This is a genomic window from Mycolicibacterium parafortuitum, from assembly GCF_010725485.1.
Taxonomy (GTDB): domain Bacteria; phylum Actinomycetota; class Actinomycetes; order Mycobacteriales; family Mycobacteriaceae; genus Mycobacterium.
The window spans coordinates 3,750,330-3,769,719 of sequence record NZ_AP022598.1 but is presented as its reverse complement, the minus strand read 5'-3'; the positions used below and the strand labels follow the sequence as shown (position 1 = coordinate 3,769,719).

Here is a 19,390-nt window from a genome sequence, read left to right as displayed (position 1 = left end):
ATTGCAATCTAGTTGTTAAACTGGGTTGTGCCGACGCCTCATGCTGCTGAGATTGTGTTGACCGCTGAGGAGCGGGCCGAGTTGGAGGGATGGGCGCGGCGCCGGACCGGCGCTGCAGGGCTGGCGATGCGATCGCGAATTGTGTTGGCGGCAGCAGACGGTGGGTCTAACACCGAGATCGCCGAACGGCTGGAGTTGTCGATCACCACGGTGCGTCGGTGGCGCAACCGGTTCGTCGTCGACCGGTGCGACGGCCTGCTCGACGAACCACGGCCGGGCCGGCCCCGGGTGGTCGGTGACGAGAAGATCAAGGACCTGATCACCGCGACATTGGAGAGCACGCCACCGGATGCCACGCACTGGTCGACCCGCTCGATGGCCGATCACCTCGGGTTGAGCCAGTCGATGGTCTCCCGTGTCTGGCGGGCGTTCGGACTGGCGCCGCACAAACAGGATTCGTGGAAGCTGTCCAAAGATCCGCTGTTTGCCGAGAAGGTCCGCGACGTCGTCGGTCTCTACCTGGATCCCCCGGAGCGCGCGGTGGTGCTGTGCGTGGACGAGAAAACCCAGATCCAGGCGCTCAACCGCACCCAACCGGTGTTCCCGATGCTGCCGGGCACCCCGGCGCGGGCAAGCCACGACTACGTGCGTCACGGCACCTCCAGCCTGTACGCGGCATTGGATCTGGCCACAGGCCAGGTCATCGGCTCACTGCATGCCCGCCACCGCTCCCAGGAGTTCCTGGCGTTCCTGAAGAAGATCGACACCGTAGTCCCCGCCGATCTGGACTGTCATGTCGTGCTCGACAACGCCTCCACCCACAAGACGCCAGCGGTAAAGCGTTGGCTGACAAACCATCCCCGTTTCGTCCTGCACTTCACCCCGACCAGCTCCTCATGGCTCAACCTCGTCGAACGATGGTTCGCCGAGCTGACCACCAAGAAACTGCGACGCGGCACCCACACTTCGGTGCGCCAACTCAACGCCGACATCCGCGCCTGGATCGCTACCTGGAACGACAACCCCCGGCCCTACGTCTGGACCAAGACCGCCGACCAAATCCTGGCCAGTATCGCCAACTACTGCACCATAATTAATGACTCAGGACACTAGCGCCGACGCGACAGCGCCCCGAGGACCGCGCCGAACCGCTCGGCGATCAGCCGATGAGTGGTGGCATCGGGGTGCAGGTTGTCAGGCAACGGATGCGAGGCTTCGTCGCCCGGCCCGTACAAATCGAGACCGTCGACGTAGGACAGGTGCGGATCCTCGACCTGTCGCCCCTGCACGATCTCGGCGAGCTGTTCGCGTATGCCGCGGAGCGTGAGTCGACGTAGTCCCGCGTTCGGCACGACGGCGTCGTCGGGGTCACCCAGCGCCACGAAGCGCACGGCGCCCGCCGCGAGTGCTTCGACGTCGAAACTCCCCGGCCCCGGCGTGAACTCGTGGATCGGGCAGTGCAGTGGTCCGATGACGATCAGTGGCGTCGTCGGGTGGCCGTCACGGATGGTGTCGAGGAATCCGTGTACAGCGGGACCGAACGCACGCCTGCGCATCAGATCGGCGTTCACCAGGTTGATGCCGATCTTCACGCTGATCAGGTCAGCGGGGCGGTCGCGAATCACCCTGGCCACGAACGGATCCAGCATGGCGCTGCCGGAGAACCCGAGATTCACCAGGTCGAGGTTTCTGGCAGCGGCCACCAACGCCGGCCAGGTGGTGCTCGGGCTGTCCGCATTGGAGCCCTGACTGATCGAGCTGCCGTGGTGGACCCACGTGGGCCGACCGGTCGGCACGGGCGCGATCGGCGCATCGGTGCGCACGCCGACCAGCTCGGTTCGCTCGTAGTGGGGCAGCCAAAGCTCCACCGTCTTGTCCCGCGGCGGTAACCCGGCGAAGCGCAGGGTCGCCACGTCACCCGAATCCGTCTCACTCGCACCCGTGCGCGGGTCGACACGCACCAGATCACCCCCGTACACCTCCGCGTGCCCAACCCGCCGACCGTCGATCAGCAGATCCACGACACCGTCGGCGCGGGGCGGCACACCGGTCAGCACCACTCGGGTGCGCAGAAGGTCGAGCTCGATCACGGTCGCGGCCGAGCGCACTGCCAGCCGCACACCCGATGGCTGCGCCTCCGCGCTCAACAGCTGCGGATCGTCGCATCGCGCACGAGCGGCGCGCGGCAGACGATGCGCAAGCCAGCCTCGGCCGGTGTCCTCCAGCTCCGCGAGTCCGTGGAACAGGTCGATGGTGATCGGATGCGAAATCATCATGGGCCTCCGCTCATTCCGACACGCTACGCGTCGCCGTCAACCTCGATACACTCCCCTCGTGAGCCGGACTGTGCGTGAGCAGGGCCATGCGGTCACCGATTCCTGACTACCTCACCGAAGCCCTCGGCGACGTCGCGTCAGACAGCTCGGGGGCACTGGCGGACTACATTCCCGAACTGGCTGCGGCGAACCCCGAGCGGCTCGGCGCGGCATTCGCGATGGTCGACGGTGCGGTTTACGGCGTCGGCGACGTCGATACCGAGTTCACCATCCAGTCGATCTCCAAGCCGTTCGCCTACGCGCTTGCGCTCGCCGACCGTGGCTTCGACGCGGTGCTGGCCAAGGTCGGTGTCGAACCCTCCGGCGAGGCGTTCAACGAACTCTCCCTCGAAGGGGGCACCGGGCGTCCGCTCAACCCGATGATCAACGCGGGCGCGATCACCGCGCACTCCCTCGTCGGGCCCGAGGGTATCGACGCGACAGCTCGGCTGGAGCGTGTGGTCGACGGGCTTTCGGCGTTCGCAGGCCGCCGCCTGATGTTCGACGATGCGGTGTGCGCCTCGGAGTTGGAGCACGCGCATCGCAACCTGGCCATCGCCCACATGCTTCGCAGCTACAACGTGATCACCGAGGACCCCGCCGCCGTCGTCGAGGGGTATACCCGGCAGTGTTCCCTGCTCGTCACGACGCTCGATTTGGCGGTGATGGCCGCCACCCTGGCCAACCACGGCGTGAATCCGGTCTCCGGGGAGCGCGTGGTGCCCGAACCGGTGGTGCGTCAGGTGCTCAGTGTGATGTTCAGCTGTGGAATGTACGACGCCGCCGGTGACTGGGCGACCCAGGTCGGTATCCCGGCCAAAAGCGGGGTCGCCGGTGGCCTGATCGGTGCGCTGCCAGGGCAGATCGGGATCGCCACGTTCTCACCGCGATTGGACGTCCATGGCAACAGCGTGCGCGGCGTGGGGCTGTTCGGGCGGTTCTCGTCGGACATGGGTTTGCACGTGATGGAGATCCCGGCCGCCAGTCGCGCGGTCGTGCGGTCCAATCACGCCGTCGGCGAGGGACCCGATGCGGTCCGGGTGATCCAGCTGCAGGGCGGAATCCGCTTCGCCGGCGCCGAGCGGGTGATTCGCGAAGTCACCGATACCGCGCCGGCAGAACATCACGTGAAACTGGATCTGACGATGGCGTATTCGATCGACGACGTCGCACGCCGGATGCTGCTCGAGATCGTCCGTCGGCTCACCCTCGACGGCCATGAGGTCTCCCTGATCGACCCCGAGGGACTTCTTGACGTACCGATTTCCTCAGCGTGAGCGCAACCGGAGCGCCGTTGCCGCACAACGGGTTGAGTACCCTCGTGCCACGTGAAGAGAGGGGACGGCATGCCCGTTGTGGTGGTGGGTAATCCGAAGCCGAAGTCCAGGACCAGGGCGGCGGCGGAGCTGATCGCCGAGAAGCTCGGCGGGCGCCCACCCGAGGCGGTGATCGACGTCATCGACCTCGGCGCCGGTCTGCTCGGCTGGGGCGACCCGGAGGTCGCGCGCGCCAAGGCCACCGTGCTCGCCGCCGATTTCCTCGTGGTCGCCTCCCCCACCTTCAAAGGCACCTACACCGGACTACTCAAGCTGTTCCTCGACCAGTTCGGCGCGGGCGAGCTGGGCCAGAAGACCACCTTCGCGGTGATGCTGGGCGGCGCGCCCACCCATGCGCTGGCACCCGAACTCACGTTGCGTCCGGTCCTCGTGGAGATCGGCGCGAGTTGCCCCGCGCCCAGCCTGTACCTGTTGGACTCGGAATACGAGACCTCCCCGGACCTCGAAAGATGGCTCGAGCTGGCGCGCCCGTACGCTCCTCAGGTCAGCCCCGAATCTCGTTGAGGTAGTTGTAGATCGTGTAGCGCGTCACGTCCAAGCGCCCGGCGACGTGGTCGACGGAGTCCCGGATGAGAAAGAAGCCCGCGTCGTCGAGCTCGCGCACCACGGCGGCCTTCTGCTGCTTCTTCATCTCCGAGGGCTGCACTCCGACCTTCGATATCGCCCGGTCCACCAGGAACTGCTGCAAGCTGTCCACGTCAGGGGGGAAGCTCTCGTCCTGAGCCGCGACGTTCTCCGAGACCGTCACGGACAACTCGCTGTTCACGCACAGGCACCCGACCGCGACACCGTCGGCGTCGCGAAGGAACAGCGTCGAGGACCGGATCGGCCGTCCGTCAGGGTTGTTCGTGCGGTAGTTGATCAGGTCCTGGGTGGTGCCGCGACGGATGAGACCGAGAAGGAGATCGGTCATCGGTCCGCCGACTGTGCGGTGGGTGAGATCGCCGGCGATCGCCACGATCGAATCGGGCAATCGCGAGAAGTCGTGCAACAGAACCTCGTTGCCGGGCCCCAGCATCGCTGCCAGCCCGTGAACGGCGGGGATCAGCGACATCAGCACGTCGTGTGTGGCCGCACCCGCGGGGACCGGGGGCAGCACCGGCATCGACGGACTCGGCGACGTCAGGGTCCGTAGAGCTGTTCGGAGCTGCTCGAGAGTCTCCGACGAGGTCGTGATGTGTGGCGAGAGCCGCACATGATCAGGTCGAACGGTCGACGCGATCGCCGCGGCGCTCAGCGCCGCGCCGACCTGCTCGGCCGGATGGTCCGGCAGGGTGAACGCCAGGATCCCCGCTCGTCGCCGGCGCTCGGAGACGATCTGCGCCCCGCACGAGACCACGACCTCCTCCAGCGCTTCGACGCGCTCCGCGAGGTGGGCGGTGATCACGCCGACACCCGCGTCTTCGACGAGTTCGAGTGCCGCGGCGAACGCACCGGAGGTCACCGGGCTCAGGTTGGAGATCGACCAGGCGGCAGCGGTCCGGTCCGGCGGATGGATCGAGTTGTCGAACAACCCGGGATCGCGCGCACCGGTCCAGCCCGACAGCACCGGGTCCATCCGTTCCAGTGTCCGGTCCGAGAGCACCGCGAACCCGGTGCCCCACCCCGCCCGCAGCCATTTCTGACCGCCGACGACCAGGATGTCGGCGACTTCCCACGGTTCGTCGATCACGCCGAATCCCTGGATCCCGTCGACGACGAGAAGGCGGTCACCGACGACGTCACGCAAGGCTGCCAGATCGGCGCGATATCCGGTGCGGAAGTCCACCGCACTCACCGAGACCATCGTGATGTCGTCGGTCAACGCGGCCGCCACCCGATCCGCGGTGACGTGACCGTCCGGCAGCGCACGCATGGTCAGCCGCCCAGCCTGTTCGGCGCGGGCCCACGGGTAGGTGTTGGCGGGAAATTCGGTGGCGGCCACCAACACCGAGCCACCCGCGGCGTTGAACGCCGCCTGCATCAATCCGAGACTGGTGTGGGGCTGTAACACGACGTGGTCGATGTCGCTGCCGCACAACCGGGCTGCCGCCGCCTTGACCCTCGTCTCTTCCCTCATCAGCTCGTCCACGGTGCCGGGTCCGGCGTGTGTGGCCTTTTCCAGCAGCATGGCGGTGGTGTCGAGCACGGCATACGACGGCGGACCGAACCGCGCGAAGTCGAGATAACCCGCGGGTTCGGAGAACTGAAGCCGGTAGCGCGGTGAGATCGGTGTCACGCAAGCACCCGGGCCAGGAACTGGCGCGTGCGCTCGTGGCTGGGCGCCTTGAGGATTCGGTCGGGCGAACCGGTCTCCACTACGCATCCGTCAGCCATGAACACGATTTCGTCGGCGGCCTCGGCGGCGAAACCGATCTCGTGGGTCACCACCACCATCGTCATTCCCTCGTCGACCAACGTGTTCATCACCGCCAGTACCTCGCCGACCAGCTCGGGATCCAATGCCGACGTGGGCTCGTCGAACAGCATCAATTTCGGTTTCATCGCCAACGCCCGAGCGATCGCCACGCGTTGCTGCTGACCTCCGGACAACTGCGCGGGATACGCGTCCGCGCGAGAGGCGAGGCCGACACGGTCCAGAAGCTCCAGCCCGTTCTCCCGTGCAGCACCCGGTGAGACACCCAAGACTCGGATCGGTCCCTCGACGACGTTCTCCAGCGCGGTGCGGTGGCCGAACAGATTGAACCGCTGGAAGACCATCCCGATGTCTCGGCGTTGTAAGGCGACATCACGTTCGCGAAGTTCGTAGAGCCTGCCGTTGCGCAGTTCGAAGCCGATCGGTTTGCCGTCCACCCAGACCTGCCCGGCGTCGATCGTCTCGAGGTGATTGAGGCAGCGCAGGAAGGTGCTCTTGCCCGCCCCCGACGGGCCCAACAGACACACCACCTGACCGCGATGCACCTCCAGGTCGATTCCTCGCAGGACTTCGGTGTGCCCGTAGCTCTTTCGCACGCCGACGGCCCGCAGCAGCGGCTCAGACACGGGCACTCCTTCGAAGGGGCAGGGCACGCAGTGTTCTGCCCGCCGCAGCGGCCGCGCCGCGTTCACTCGCACCGAAAGTGCGTTCCAGATAGTGCTGCGCCACACCGGCAATCGTCACCACCACCATGTACCACACGGCTGCGGCGAAGAGCGTCTCCATGACCAGCAGGTTGTGAGACGAGATGTTGTTCGCCGCGTGCAGCAGTTCGGTCACCCCGATCACAGAGGCGATCGAGGTGCCTTTCAACATGTCGACGAAGTCGTTGCCGGTGGGCGGGATGATCACCCGCATCGCCTGCGGGAGCACGACGCGGCGCAGCGTCATCGCCGGACTCATCCCGATCGACTTCGCCGCCTCGACCTGACCGGCGTCCACACTGTTCAACCCTGCTCGCACGATCTCGGCCATATAGGCGCTCTCGTTCAACGCAAGCCCCAACAGCGCCGCGGTGAACGCACTCACCAGGACGTTGGTCGGTTCGTCGAGCAGATATCCGCCGAACGGCAACGGAATCGAGATGGTCGGGATCACGAGGGCGAGGTTGTACCAGATCAGGATCTGCAGCAGCACCGGAAGCCCGCGGAACAGCCAGATGTAGGCGGTGGCGAACCACCGCGACACCGGGTTCGCGCTACGGCGCATCAACGCGATGACGGTGCCGATCACGATGGCCACGGTCTGCGCGATGACTGCGAGCAACACCGTGTTCACCAAACCGACCAGCATCACCCGGTAGACGACGAAGTCGGGCACCGCCGCCCAATCGATCTGGGCTCGCGCCAGGGTGGCGGCGACGAGAGCCAACACCCCGGCGATGACGGCGGCGCTGATCCATCTGCCCCAGTGCCGCAGGCGGACGATGGGCAGCGGCTCAACCACCATTGATTGCGGTCTCTGTCAGCGCGCCCTGTTCGACCCCCCAGCTCGCGAGGATCTCGCCGTACGTTCCGTCGGCGATCAGCGCGCTGAGCGCCTGGTTCACCGAATCCCGCAGGGCGGTATTGTTCTTGGCGAAACCGATGCCGTATGGGCCACCTTCGATCGGCGGCCCGGGAACCACCTCGAAGGCATTTCCGCCGTTGGCCGTACGCGAGATGTAGACCGCGCTGGGCAGATCGTTGAGAATCGCCGCGACGCGACCGGTGCGGAGCTGATTCTGGTTCTGGGTATCGCTGTCGGTCGCGGTGACGTTCACGGCGGCTTGTCCGGCCTGCACGCATTTGTCGCTTTGGGCCGCGGCGAACTTCTGATGGCTGGTTCCCTGTACCACCGCAACGTTCTTGCCGCACAGCGTGTCCGGGCCGGTGACGCCTTCGGGATTGCCCTTCTGCACCATGATGGTGATACCGGACGAGAAATAGTCGACGAAGTCGACCTGCTGCTGGCGCTCCTTGGTGTCGTTCATCGCGGCCATCGTCATATCGATCCGGTTGGACTGCAGACTGGTGATCAGCGAACCGAAAGCCATGTCCTGGTACGCCATCTGCACCCCGAGCTTCGAGCCGATGGCCTTGGCGAGGTCCACCTCGTATCCGATCGGTGACGTGCCGTCACCGGCGTAGAAGTTGTTCGGAGCCGATTGGATGTTGGAGCCGACGTTGATCGTTTTCGACTCGGCGACCGGCGGCGGCAGCGTCGCGGCGAGCTCCGGGTCCGGCGCGATCTCGGCGATCAGCGCGCTGTTGTCGGGGATCGCGGACTGATTATCCGAGGCGTCGGGCCCTCCGGTATCCGATCCGGTTCCACCTCCTCCGCATGCGGTGAGCCCGGCGACGAAGGCTCCCGTGACCAGCACGGTGAATCGAAGACGGCGTGACGCTGGTGATCGCATATGTCCTCCAGGTGTGGTGCCCGCCACGCTACAACAAACTGTTGAAGTCCTCTCAACAAGAAGTTGAAAACGCAGTTCACGGCCCTGAAGGAACGCCCTCCCTACCTGGTCACCGTGAAGTTCGACGCCGTCGCCGAACCGCCTCCCGGGGACGCCTGGAAACCGAACGTGACGGTCTTGCCCGCGGCGACCTTCGGGTTCCACTCCGCGTTGCGCACCACATAGCGGGTACCGACCCGGCTGACGATCTCGGCGTTCCAGATATTGCTGATCTCGGCCGCCGAATCGAATTCGACGGTCCAGCCGTTCAACCCGGCCGACCCGGCCGTCACGGTTACGGTCGCGGTGAAGCCCGAACCCCAGTTGTCGTTGACCACCATCGTCGCCGACGAGTTGCCGGGAGCCGGTGCGACGACGTCGTCGTTGAGGATCGTGCCGACCGCGGATCCGTCGGCGATGGTCACCCCGTTCGGGTTCGACAGCGTGAGGGTGAACGTCTCGTCCGCCTCGACGGCGGTGTCGCCGAGGATCGGGACGGCGATCTGCGCGGTGGTCTCTCCCGCGGCGAACGTCAGCACCCCGGCGGTCGCCGTGAAATCGGTTCCCGCTATGGCAGTTCCGTTCGACGTGGTGTACGCGACGCTGACCGCGGAGGTGGCCGGCTTGTCCAGGGTCACGACGAACACCAGGTTCTTGGCACCGCTGTGGGACTCCGTCACGCTCGCGTCGGCCACCGACACCTTCGGCGGAACCACGGTCGGGTTCTCGCCGCCGGCGACGCCGTTGACCGTGAAGTTGGTCGCGGTCGCCGAACCGCCCCCCGGTGAGGCCTGGAATCCGAAGGTCACCGTCTGCCCGGCGGCGACCTGCGCGTTGTAGGACGCGTTGCGCACCACGTAGTGGTTGCCGACCCGGCTGACGATCTCGGCGTTCCAGATGTTGCTGATCTGGGCCGGGGAATCGAATTCGACGGTCCAACCGTTCATTCCGTCCGCCCCGGCGGTCACGGCAACGGATGCGGTGAAGCCCGAGCCCCAGTTGTCGTTGACGGTGTAGCGGACCGAGGCGTTTCCGCCCGGGGTCGGGGTGGTGCCGTCGTCGTCGACAATGGTGCCGGTCGCGATGCCGTCGGCGATGGTCGCGCCGCTCGGGTTCGACAGCGTCACCGTGAAGGTCTCGTTGGATTCGGCGACGGTGTCGCCGACGACGCTGACGTGCACCATCTGCGAGGTCACGCCGGGAGCGAACGTGACGGTGCCCGACGTCGCGACGTAGTCGGTACCCGCGGTCGCGGTCCCGTTCGACGTCGCGTAGCCGACGGTGACCGTCTGCGTCGACGGCTTGTCCAGGGTGACGACGAACATGAAGTGCGAACCCGTGCCGTTGCCCTCGGCGACCGACAGATCGGCGATCGAGATCGCCGGCGGCGGACCAGAGATCGGATTCACGGTGCCGTAGTCGTTGAAGACGGAGCTGAATCCGCCTGCGGGCGTGTCGGTTCCGGAGGTGTTGGTGGTGGCCTGACCCAGGCTGCCCGGGTAGTCCCGGTTCAGCGACCACATCGACAGCATGCCGAGCCCCCTGGCGCGCGCGAAGTCCTCGAGCGCCTGCGCGTCGGCGACGCTGAACACCTCGGTGAGCACGTCGTTGACGCCGATCATCGGTGTCACACCGAGCTGATTCCAGCCGAAGGACTGCCCGTATCCCGCGTACAAGCTGTTCAGCTGGGCGTAGGTGGATTCCGCGGCTTGAATCGCGTAGGCGCCCATGGTCTTCGCATTCGGGCCCGAGGTGGGCGCCGCCGACTCACCGTAATCCATCGCCATCACGTTGACGCCGTCAAGCCTGACGCCAGCCTCGACGGCCTTGCGCACGACGTTGATCCCGTCGGCGGTCAGACCGCTGGGCAGCACCGGCAGCGTGTACCAGATCTCCAGGTCCGGACGCATCTGCTGCAGCAGTTTGAGCGCCTGGGCGTTCAGCGCGATCGAGGCGGGCTCGGCGACCGCGGCACCCTCGATGTCGAAGTCGATCCGGTTGAGCTTGTAGAAATCGGCGACCTCGGCGTAGGCGTTGGCCAGTGCCTGCGCCCCCAGGCCGTGCGCGGCGTACCACTGCGCGAGGCTGGTGCCCGCTGCGCCGCCGAGCGAGATCATCACGTCGCCGCCGGCGGCCTGCAGCGCCGCGATCGACCGGTTGATCGCCTTGGCCTGGTCGAAGTCCGAGTCAGGGCGCAGCGCCGACAGCCCGGCCCAGGCCAGCTTGCCGTCCGGGGTCGCCTGCATGAAACCGAGTGTCAGCAGCGAGATCCCGCGCTGCTGAGCGAGTGCGAGCAGGTCCGGCACCGGCCAGGCCCCCATGTCCACATAGGGGGCGAAGAACGCCTCGCCCCAGAGCGCGTCGCCGGGGTTGCCGGAGTTCTCCCCGCCGGCCCCCGGGACGACGACGTTGTCGTCGTCGGCGATCGTGCCGGTGGCCACCCCGTCGGCGATGGTCGCGCCGGTCGGGTTCGACAGCGTCACGAAGAACGTCTCGTCCGGTTCGACGACGGAGTCACCGATGACGTCGACGTGCACCAGCTGGGTGGCGACCCCGGGCGCGAAGGTGATGGTCCCGGTGGTGGCGGTGTAGTCCACCCCGGCGGTCGCGGTGCCGCTGGACGTCGCATAGCGCACCGTGACGGTCTCGGTCGACGGCTTGCTCAGCGTGACGACGAACATGAAGTGGCTGTGCGCGCCGTTGCCCTCCGTCACGGTGAGGTCGGCGATCGACACGCTCGGTGGCGCCGCCGGCGCCTGGTCGACATCGTCGTTGACGATGGTGCCGACCCCGGTGCCGTCCGCGATGGTCGCGTTGACCGGCGACGACAGCGTCAGGGTGAACTGCTCGTCGAGCTCGACGACGGCATCGCCGGTGACCAGGACGTCGACGGTCTTCGAGGTCTGTCCGGGGGTGAACGTCAGTGTGCCGACCGCGGGCACGTAGTCACCGCCGGCGGCTGTGGCGGTTCCGTTGCTCGTGCTGTAGCTGACCGTCACCGTCTCGGAGGACGGCTTCGACAGCGTCACCGTGAACACGATCGTCGACGATCCCGAATTGCCCTCCAGCACTTGGGCATCGCCGACCGAGAGCTTCGGCGGTGTGACCGTCTGCCCGGCGCCGTAGATCAGGTTGCTCCATGTCACCCGGGCGCTCTCGTCGAGCGCGATGATGTTGCTGGGCTGCAGCTCACCGAGCGCGACACCGGTAAGTGTGTAGGACTGGTTGTTTCCGGTGATCGCGATGCGGGTGGAGCCCGCGACCTCGGTGACGTCGAACTCGTGGGCCTTGAACCAGCCGAAGTCGAGCTTGTCCTTGCTCGGGTCGAAGTTCAGCGTGGTGTGGCTGCCGTACTGCCAGGAGATCTTCGTCGTGGTGCCGCTCTGGCCGGTCGGGGGCCGGCCGTTGCCCGCAGCGGTGGGCCAGGTGTTGGTACCTGCGATCGGAACACCCTGCGGCAGCACCTGGGAGTCGGGCACGGTGCCGATGCCGAGCTGCTGGTTCAGACGGTCCTCGCGGACCTGGGCGCTGTGGAAGATGAAGTTTGTTGCGGTGAGCTGGCTTTTGGTGATGCCTTGAAGGATCAGGGCCTGTCCGGTGCCGGCGTTGGAGATCACGACGCCGTCGGGGGTGTCGGACATGTAGATCTGCTCACGGGTGCCGAAGTAGCGGAAGTCGACGACGTCGGTCGCGGGGTTGAAGGTGACCCGGTCGATCTGGCCGATCTCGTGCGACCGCGCGTAGACGGTGTTGGCCTTGGGCGTGATGCCGTGCTCCCACGCCAGCGCGCCCGAGAGATCCTGGCGCAGATGATCGTTCAGGACGGGGGCGAAGCTGTCGACGGTGAGCTGGCCCAGCGACACGCCACGCAGCACAGTGGTCTCGCCGGACCACGGGTTACGGAAGCCGACGCCGTCGGGGGTGTCGACGACGATGAAGTTGTGCACGGACACGTCGCCGAGGTCGAGTTTGTCCCTGGCCGGGTTGAAGCCGACGATGTCGGGCCCGGACGTGGTGATGTGATAGATCGTTCCGGTGCCGGCGGACGCGGTGACCATGGTGCCGGCTCCGGCGGTCCGGCCGGCCAACAGTAATGAAGTGGTCTGGGTGACAACGCCGTCGGCGCCGAAGGTGATGGTCACCGGGACCTGCGTCTTGGTCGGTGTGACGGAGAACAGATGGAAGCCGGCGTCGCGGACCTGGACGACGAAGCTGTCCTGTCCGGCGCCGGTCAGCAGCGGGTTGGCCGTGTAGGTGAACGCGCCGGTGCTGTCCACGACGACGGTTCCTCGGTTGGGCGCCTGCAGGATTGAATAGACGAGCTTGTCGCCCTCGGGGTCGGAGGCGATCACCGAACCGGTGAGGATGCCGGGTGCGGTGAGACTGGTCGATGCGAGTGCGGCTGTCGGGCCGTTGTTGGCGAACAGCTTGTCCATCTCGCGGCGGATCGCACCGAAGACCGCGGCGACGAATTCGAACCTGGGCAGCGGTGCGGTGTCGTTGCCTACCGACGATCCGATACCCAGCAGGCTCAGGAACTTCGAGACGATGACGGTCAGGCCGGAGGACACCGTCGCGGTCTGCACCGCGGATCTGTCGGTGTGCAAGGACACCGACGCGGTCTGTCCTTGGACGGCGGCGGCGGATGCCCTCTCCGACGGCGGCGTGGAGGTCGTTGTGTCGGGTGCGTCGAGGGGATCCTCCGCGGTGACATCGGATTCGTCTGTCACCGAGACCTTCTCGTCCTCGGTGCGTGGGGGCACCGTGTCGCGCTCGCGTGCCCCCTCCCCCGGATCGGTGTCAGCCGGTTCCTCGACGGCCGTTGCGTCGTCATCCCCGTCCGTGTTGGAGTCCGTGTCGGAGTCCTGATCGGAGTCGTCTGGCTCCGGGTCGTCGTTGGACTGATCCGGGCCGTCGGCGTCGGTCGGTGAATCGGTGGAGTCTTGTGACCTTGCGGTGGGCTTCTTGGCGCGGGTGTCGGAGCCGGCCGACTCGGCGCTGGCGTCGGAGCGCGACTCCCCGGCGCTGGTGTCGTCGCCCGGACCGGCGGAGGCGACGGCGGGACCGGCCAACCCGATTCCCAGCGCCACAGCTAACGCACCGACACGACCAACAAATCGCCCGTAGCCCATCAGCAACTCACTCCCGTCCATTCCACGGCGCCCGACCTCTGGGCTATGGCTAATCGTTCCAAAAATCACGAATGTGATATTGACGACTTGGAAAGGCATAAAACACCAGCGGAACCCTGTCGTCAAGCAGTTCCGGCGAACACGACTGAAGATAAGACGGAGTCTCAGCAAGCAAACTCTGCGCAATAGCTTTGTTAGCCGATTTACCTGTGTAAAGTTGCTTTACACCGAGCTGGTTACCCACCTAGCGAATGCGTCGCTGGCCGTCGCCGTGGCCGTGGCCAAGCCGTTCGATATGGCGTTGTGTCAACTAATTAGACAATGGCGAACATCGCCGACAAAAGCAGTACAGCGAACTGTGAAATGTCGAATGCGCGGCACATTGCTTCGCCGACTGGCTATCCACGTCGCAGCCACGCAAACGTCAGCATCCGGCAGTCGAGAGCCCTGCGGAGATCCGGGCAAACACGCCCGCCACCGTCAGAAGGGTGGTGGTTCGTCGGTGTCATTGTTTCGTGGTGGTGGGGGTTGCCAGTGTGGTGGGAGGGTTTCGGGTTCGAGGGGGTCGTTGACGAAGCGGGCGAACGGGCTTTTGCTGGGTGTGTGGTGGGCGTAGTCGCCTGTGAACAGTAGGTAGCGGCAGCGGAATCCGTTGCGCCAGCGCCGATCCCGGATTTCGTTGCGGGCCTTCTGGTTGCGGTAGCTGTTGTGTTCGCTGGTGTCGCGGTGAGCGTTGAGTCGGCGCCGTGCGGCGGTGATGCGCTGCTGCTCGCTGCGGTGCTGGGCGCGGCCCAGCCCGGGAAACAGCCCGACCCCGGCGGGGCGGGTGCGGTATTGGTGTCCGCTCGGGGAGGTCCAGATGATGGTGCCGTCGGGCAGTTGCCGGTCGTTCCAGCCGGTGTCGTGGGTTTTGTGGCGGTGGTGCGTGCGGCAGTAGCAGGCCAGGTTCCAGGGCACGGTCTGCCCGCCGGCGGTCGGGTCGTGGTGGTCGAAGGCGATGGTGTGGTCGATGTCGCAGCAGGTGGCCGGCACCTCGCAGCCGGGGAAGCGACAGGTCAGGTCGCGGGCGCGGATGAACCGTGCCAGCGCCGCGCTGGGCCGGTAGGTCACGGCCTGGCGCGGATCGAATGGTGGGGCTTCGACCAGCCGGCGGGTGGCCTCGCGGGCCAGCTCGCGCACCAGTTCGGCGTCGATGATCCCGTAGCCGGCCAAATAGCCCGCAGTGTTGCCGTGCCCGGTGACGGTGTCGGCGGTGGCGATCACGTGGAGCACCACCTGCCGCCCCAACACCGACACCGGCCCCGGCGGTGCCGGTGCCGGGATCGGCGGTGCCGGGACCGGCTCGACCGCGGGCGCCTCGGCGGGCGGCTCGGCCTCGGGCGCCTCGGCCCCGGGCGGCTCCAGCGCCTCGGGCTCGGGTTCGGGCTCGGGTTCGGCGGCTGGTGGGTCGTGCTGCGCGGCCGCCGGGGGGACCACGACCAGACAGGGGCAGCCCGGATCCCCACAGCCACACCCGAACGCGCCACCGGTGTTGAGGGCATCGAACACATCAGCGCGGCGCTGAGTCAGGCTGCGCGGATCACCAGGGCACACCTGTTTGGCCAGCATGCTCCAGCGGGCGTCCATCGCCGCGCCCTGCGACGCCGACATCCGCGCGCGTACCGCGGCCATCCCGTCCAACCCGGCGGCCACCGTGACCCGGCGCTCATCGAAAGCGGCCTGGCGGCGCCGCTTGATCGCCGCGGCATCGACCTCGGCGACCAACCCGTCGACGGCATCGCGCACCAGCTTGCGTGACCAGCGCGCCCAGGTGCGGATCCGCTCGGCCAGCGCCGCATCCAGGCGCGCCATGTGCTGCTCGGCAACCAGATCGGTGCGCTCGATGACCAACAGCACCGTCGGATAGTCGACCTCCCCGGCGGCCAGCAGTGCCGCCACCGCCGGCAACCGGGTGTGCAACACATCAGCCTGATGGACCAACTCCCGCGCCCGCGCCGGCGGCAGCCGCAACGCCGCCCCGACCTCGACCACCGTGCGTTCGAACGCGGTGATCAACGAGCGCACATCAGCCTCGCGGTCGATCTCCTCGACGGTGCGCCGCCCCAGCAACTCCGCGATCCCCGCCGAAGCCGCCGCCATTCCGATCGCGACCTGCCGATACGAATCAGCCACCCCTGAGACGACCCGCCCATCAGACCAACCATCGAACATGTGTTCGACACTACCAGGGCCGGCAGACACGTTGACTCACCAGAAATGCGCGCGAACGCCCCACCGCCGCGGCCCCGTCAAACCCTCGACTGGTCACACACCGACAGTTCGAGCGCCCTACTTAAGCCGTCCCCACTCCCCGGCCCGAAACAGCAGTAGCGCACCACCCTGGGGTGGAACCCTGATCCCGCCCAGACTTCCGTCATGACCGTCGACGATCTCACCGACGCAGCCGTCATCGACCCCGCGTTGCCCCGCATCGCCTACGAGCACGCCCGTAGTCCCGCCGAAGCGCACCGCCTGATCGCCGCCGCGCGGCAGCAGGGGCCCATCGCGGCAGGGCCGCACGGACTCGAAGTGCTCACCTACGATGCGGTGCGAAAGGTATTGCGCGACGATCATTTCGAGATACCGGAGGGAATCGGGCTCGCCGCCCAAGGGGTCACCTCCGGCGACCTCTGGGACATCGTCGTGACCTCCCTGCTCAGCCTCAACGGAGAACAGCACCACCGCCAACGACGGCTGGTGGCAAAGGCGTTCACCCCCTCGGCGGCGGGCCGTCTGCGCGGTGCCTGCGCGGACGTGATCTCTGTACTCGTGTCGACGGTCGCCGATCTGGGCCGCTGCGACGCCGTCGCCGACATCTCCCGGCGCTACCCCGTCCCGATCATCTGCGAGCTGCTCGGCACCCGCCGTCAGGACTGGGATCTGTTGTCCGCGTGGGCCGACGACATCTTCAAGATGTTCGACTGGAACGTGGTGGAGGACGGCCCCGACATCGTCGCCGCGTGGCGCGCGCTGGAGGCCTATCTGGACGCCATGGTCACCGACCGCCGCAACTCCCTCACCGAGGATCTGCTGTCCGACCTGATGCGTGCCGAGCTCGACGGCGACCGGTTGACCCACCAGGAGCTGCTGACACTCGCCGCCACTCTGTTGATGGCCGGCACCGACACGACCAGAAATCAGCTCGCGGCGGCGATCGAGGTGTTCTGCGATCACCCCGACCAGTGGGCGCTACTGGCCCGCCATCCCGAACTCGCACCCAATGCCGTCGAAGAGGTCATGCGATTCTCCCCCGTCATCTTCACGACGGTGCGCGTCGCCGTCGAGGACGTCGACATCGACGGCTACACCGTGCCTGCGGGAGCGATGGTGCTGGCCAACACCGCGTCGGCCAACCGGGATCCCGCCACCTACCGCGACCCGGAGCGGTTCGACATCACCCGCGGCGACGCGCACGCGATGCTCACCTTCGGTGGCGGTGTGCACTATTGCCTCGGTTCCCACCTCGCGAGGATCGAGTTGTCCGAGGCACTGGCGATCATGTCGCAACGGATGCCTGATCTCCGGCGCGACGGGCCCGCCGTCTGGAAGCCGATCACCGGCATCACCGGCCCCGCCCACCTGCCGATCGCGTTCTCGACGATGTCCTGACTCACCCCGGCGATGCGGAGCAGCTGACCGCACGGCGATAATGTCCGGCGTGGCATCCAAAGTCCTGTTCCTGCTCAACGAGCACTCGGCGACCGAAGCCCTCCTCGGCGACGCGTTCGCGGAGAACGGCTTCGACATCGACACCTTCGTGGTGGTCCCCGCCGAGAAGGCTCACGATCCGGCCGGTGATGTGACCTTCCCCGACCCACTTGGGTACGACGTCATCGTGCCGCTGGGAGCCACCTGGGCGGTCTACAACCCGGCCCTGCTCGAGACCTGGGTCAGCACCGAGATGCAGATGATGCGCGACGCCGCCGATGCCGGGATCGCGCTGCTGGGCGTCTGTTTCGGCGGACAGTTGCTCGCTCAGGCGTTCGGCGGCACGGTAGAGCGCGCGCCGCGACAGGAGGTCGGCTGGTACGACGTCACCTCCGACCGCCCCGACGTGGTCCCCGCGGGACCATGGTTCCAGTGGCACTTCGACCGCTGGACGCTGCCGCCGGGGGCAACCGAGATCGCCCGAACCGCCAACGCGTCCCAGGCGTTCACGCTCGGCCGCACGCTGGCGCTGCAGTTCCATCCCGAGGTCGACGCCGACCTGCTGAAGGTCTGGTTGGCAGACGACCACGACGATATCGAGGGCGTCGGCCTGACTCACGAGGAAATCCTCACGCGCACAGATGAACTCGCCGACGACGTCGCGGTCCGGGTGCGCGCACTGGTGCGCGGCTTCCTGACCCGGGTGGCCGGTCACTCCCGCCCGAGCTGATGGGCGAGCGCATCCGCGACGTCCGGGTGCCGGAACGGATGCCCCAGCGCCAACAGCTTGGCGGGGACCACCCGCTGACTCGCCGCGGCCAGCTCGCGAGCGCCCTGCTCTCCCAACAGGATCCGCGGGCCGATCGCAGGCACCGGCAGCAGCGCCGGACGGTGCAACACGCGTGCCAGACTCTCGGTGTACTCGCTGTTGCGTAACGGTTCCGCGCCGACGGCGTTGACGGGCCCGCTGAGCCGCTCGTCGTAGAGCGCACGGTGGTAGATGTCGACCAGGTCATCGAGGCCGATCCACGACAGCCACTGCCGACCGCTGCCCAACCGCCCGCCCAGGCCCGCCGAGAACAACGGCCGTAACAGCCGCAGGGTGCCGCCCGCGGCAGCCTGCACGATCCCCGTTCGCACCTTCACCACCCGAAGTCCCGCATCCGACGCGGGCGCCGTCGCGGCCTCCCAGTCGGCGACGACGTCGGCGAGGAAGCCGTCACCGCGGGTGGCGTCCTCGGTCAACTGGGTGTCGCCGCGGTCGAATCCGTAGTAGCCGATGGCCGAGGCGCTGACGAAGGAGCGCGGTCCGCCGTCGGCTGCCGCGGCGGCCTTCGCCAGCAGCCGGGTCGGCTCGATCCGGCTGTCGCGGATGGCGTCCCGGTGCGCGTCGGTGAACCTGCCCGCGATCGATTCGCCGGCCAGGTGCACGACGGCGTCGACGCCGGTGAGCAGGTTCGGGGCCGGTGAGCCCGGATCCCACTGCCGCTCGTCGTCACCGCGGGGGCGGCGCCGCACGAGCTTGATCACCCGGTGGCCGCCGGTGGTCAGGAACGCTGTCAGCGCGGATCCGACCAGCCCGGACGACCCGGTGAGCGCGACGACCATCGGGCCCGCGCCCGCATCGGCGGCGCGGCGGTGCGCGGCGAGGTCGTCGGCGATCTGGCGGTGCCGGTAGACGAACGTGGGCCGCAATGCCGCAGCCGGGACCGGCGCGTCCACCCGGTCGTGCACGCACGTGCCCGCACCCGCGTCGGAGAACGAGTGCGTATGCCGCCAATGTCCGATCACCCGAGGCGGCCATGAAGCCGGGCCGCGCGAGGACAGTTCGTCGGCGAACCGGCTGCCCGGCACATATGCCGACGGATCGTGGCGGGCCACCCAGTGCAGCCCGCCGGGCAATCCGAGGACGGCCACCCCGTCGGCCAGCGAATCTGCTTCGGCCAGCGGGGTCATCGGCTGCCACGGCGGTATCAGCCGCGGCATCGCGCCGGGCCGGCTGAACCAGTCCCACACCACGTCACGGGGATGGTCGACGACGCTCTCGTACTCGATGCCCACTGGCC

13 protein-coding genes are annotated in these 19,390 nt (G+C 67.3%); 5 read left to right on the top strand and 8 right to left on the bottom strand.

All coding sequences use genetic code 11. The features are described 5' to 3' along the window. Window positions 1–27 precede the first annotated feature (27 nt). Window positions 28–1,113 carry an IS630 family transposase gene (locus NTM_RS18045; protein ID WP_163767038.1) on the top strand — a complete coding sequence of 362 codons (1,086 nt, stop codon included), beginning with the start codon at window positions 28–30 and terminating at the stop codon, window positions 1,111–1,113. Here the strand turns inward: NTM_RS18045 and NTM_RS18040 are convergent. Beyond that, window positions 1,110–2,273: an SGNH/GDSL hydrolase family protein gene (locus NTM_RS18040; protein WP_163769538.1), complete on the bottom strand. Its 1,164-nt coding sequence runs from the start codon at window positions 2,271–2,273 to the stop codon at window positions 1,110–1,112. The genes NTM_RS18045 and NTM_RS18040 overlap by 4 nt on opposite strands. Before the next feature lie 89 nt (window positions 2,274–2,362). Here NTM_RS18040 and NTM_RS18035 point away from each other — a divergent pair, with 89 nt between their 5' ends. Further along, the gene (locus NTM_RS18035) at window positions 2,363–3,592 is read left to right on the top strand and encodes a glutaminase (RefSeq protein WP_104866019.1); all 1,230 of its coding nucleotides are present in this window, start codon (window positions 2,363–2,365) and stop codon (window positions 3,590–3,592) included. Between the two features lie 69 nt (window positions 3,593–3,661). Continuing rightward, window positions 3,662–4,156, top strand: a complete 495-nt coding sequence (locus tag NTM_RS18030) for an NADPH-dependent FMN reductase (RefSeq protein WP_170312020.1) — start codon at window positions 3,662–3,664, stop codon at window positions 4,154–4,156. On the opposite strand, the gene NTM_RS18025 is transcribed toward NTM_RS18030, so the two are convergent. From NTM_RS18025 to NTM_RS18000, 6 genes are all read right to left on the bottom strand, one after another. Continuing rightward, the gene (locus NTM_RS18025; RefSeq protein WP_163767037.1) at window positions 4,137–5,870 is read right to left on the bottom strand and encodes an aminotransferase class V-fold PLP-dependent enzyme; all 1,734 of its coding nucleotides are present in this window, start codon (window positions 5,868–5,870) and stop codon (window positions 4,137–4,139) included. The genes NTM_RS18030 and NTM_RS18025 overlap by 20 nt on opposite strands. Beyond that, window positions 5,867–6,634, bottom strand: coding sequence for an amino acid ABC transporter ATP-binding protein (locus tag NTM_RS18020; RefSeq protein ID WP_163767036.1), 768 nt, complete (start codon window positions 6,632–6,634; stop codon window positions 5,867–5,869). The genes NTM_RS18025 and NTM_RS18020 overlap by 4 nt, the downstream gene beginning before the upstream one ends. Next, complete coding sequence (locus NTM_RS18015; protein WP_163767035.1) at window positions 6,627–7,517, bottom strand: amino acid ABC transporter permease; 891 nt, start codon at window positions 7,515–7,517, stop codon at window positions 6,627–6,629. The genes NTM_RS18020 and NTM_RS18015 overlap by 8 nt, the downstream gene beginning before the upstream one ends. Beyond that, window positions 7,507–8,466 (bottom strand): ABC transporter substrate-binding protein, encoded by a 960-nt coding sequence (locus NTM_RS18010; RefSeq protein ID WP_104866023.1) that lies wholly within the window; start codon window positions 8,464–8,466, stop codon window positions 7,507–7,509. The genes NTM_RS18015 and NTM_RS18010 overlap by 11 nt, the downstream gene beginning before the upstream one ends. Window positions 8,467–8,567: 101 nt before the next feature. Further along, entirely contained in the window at window positions 8,568–13,595 is a 5,028-nt protein-coding gene (locus tag NTM_RS18005) for a Calx-beta domain-containing protein (RefSeq protein WP_272955234.1), read from the bottom strand. 522 nt (window positions 13,596–14,117) lie between these two features. Beyond that, window positions 14,118–15,809 carry an HNH endonuclease signature motif containing protein gene (locus NTM_RS18000; RefSeq protein ID WP_232079750.1) on the bottom strand — a complete coding sequence of 564 codons (1,692 nt, stop codon included), beginning with the start codon at window positions 15,807–15,809 and terminating at the stop codon, window positions 14,118–14,120. Window positions 15,810–16,052: 243 nt separating this feature from the next. On the opposite strand from NTM_RS18000, the gene NTM_RS17995 reads away from it, so the two are divergent. Together NTM_RS17995 and NTM_RS17990 are read left to right on the top strand one after the other, a co-directional pair. Then, entirely contained in the window at window positions 16,053–17,285 is a 1,233-nt protein-coding gene (locus NTM_RS17995) for a cytochrome P450 (protein ID WP_163767032.1), read from the top strand. Window positions 17,286–17,325: 40 nt separating this feature from the next. Continuing rightward, window positions 17,326–18,054 carry a type 1 glutamine amidotransferase gene (locus NTM_RS17990; protein WP_163767031.1) on the top strand — a complete coding sequence of 243 codons (729 nt, stop codon included), beginning with the start codon at window positions 17,326–17,328 and terminating at the stop codon, window positions 18,052–18,054. On the opposite strand, the gene NTM_RS17985 is transcribed toward NTM_RS17990, so the two are convergent. After that, on the bottom strand, window positions 18,036–19,385 hold the full coding sequence (locus tag NTM_RS17985) for a TIGR01777 family oxidoreductase (RefSeq protein ID WP_163767030.1): 1,350 nt from the start codon (window positions 19,383–19,385) through the stop codon (window positions 18,036–18,038). The two genes, NTM_RS17990 and NTM_RS17985, sit on opposite strands and share 19 nt — an antisense overlap. Window positions 19,386–19,390 lie beyond the last annotated feature (5 nt).

Bases quoted from the DNA above. Each gene is read 5' to 3' on its own strand.
- NTM_RS18040 (WP_163769538.1), bottom strand. From the start codon at position 2,273: ATGATTTCGCATCCGATCACCATCGACCTGTTCCACGGACTCGCGGAG.
- NTM_RS18035 (WP_104866019.1), top strand. From the start codon at position 2,363: ATGCGGTCACCGATTCCTGACTACCTCACCGAAGCCCTCGGCGACGTC.
- NTM_RS18030 (WP_170312020.1), top strand. From the start codon at position 3,662: ATGCCCGTTGTGGTGGTGGGTAATCCGAAGCCGAAGTCCAGGACCAGG.
- NTM_RS18015 (WP_163767035.1), bottom strand. From the start codon at position 7,517: ATGGTGGTTGAGCCGCTGCCCATCGTCCGCCTGCGGCACTGGGGCAGA.
- NTM_RS18010 (WP_104866023.1), bottom strand. From the start codon at position 8,466: ATGCGATCACCAGCGTCACGCCGTCTTCGATTCACCGTGCTGGTCACG.
- NTM_RS17995 (WP_163767032.1), top strand. From the start codon at position 16,053: ATGACCGTCGACGATCTCACCGACGCAGCCGTCATCGACCCCGCGTTG.
- NTM_RS17990 (WP_163767031.1), top strand. From the start codon at position 17,326: ATGTCCGGCGTGGCATCCAAAGTCCTGTTCCTGCTCAACGAGCACTCG.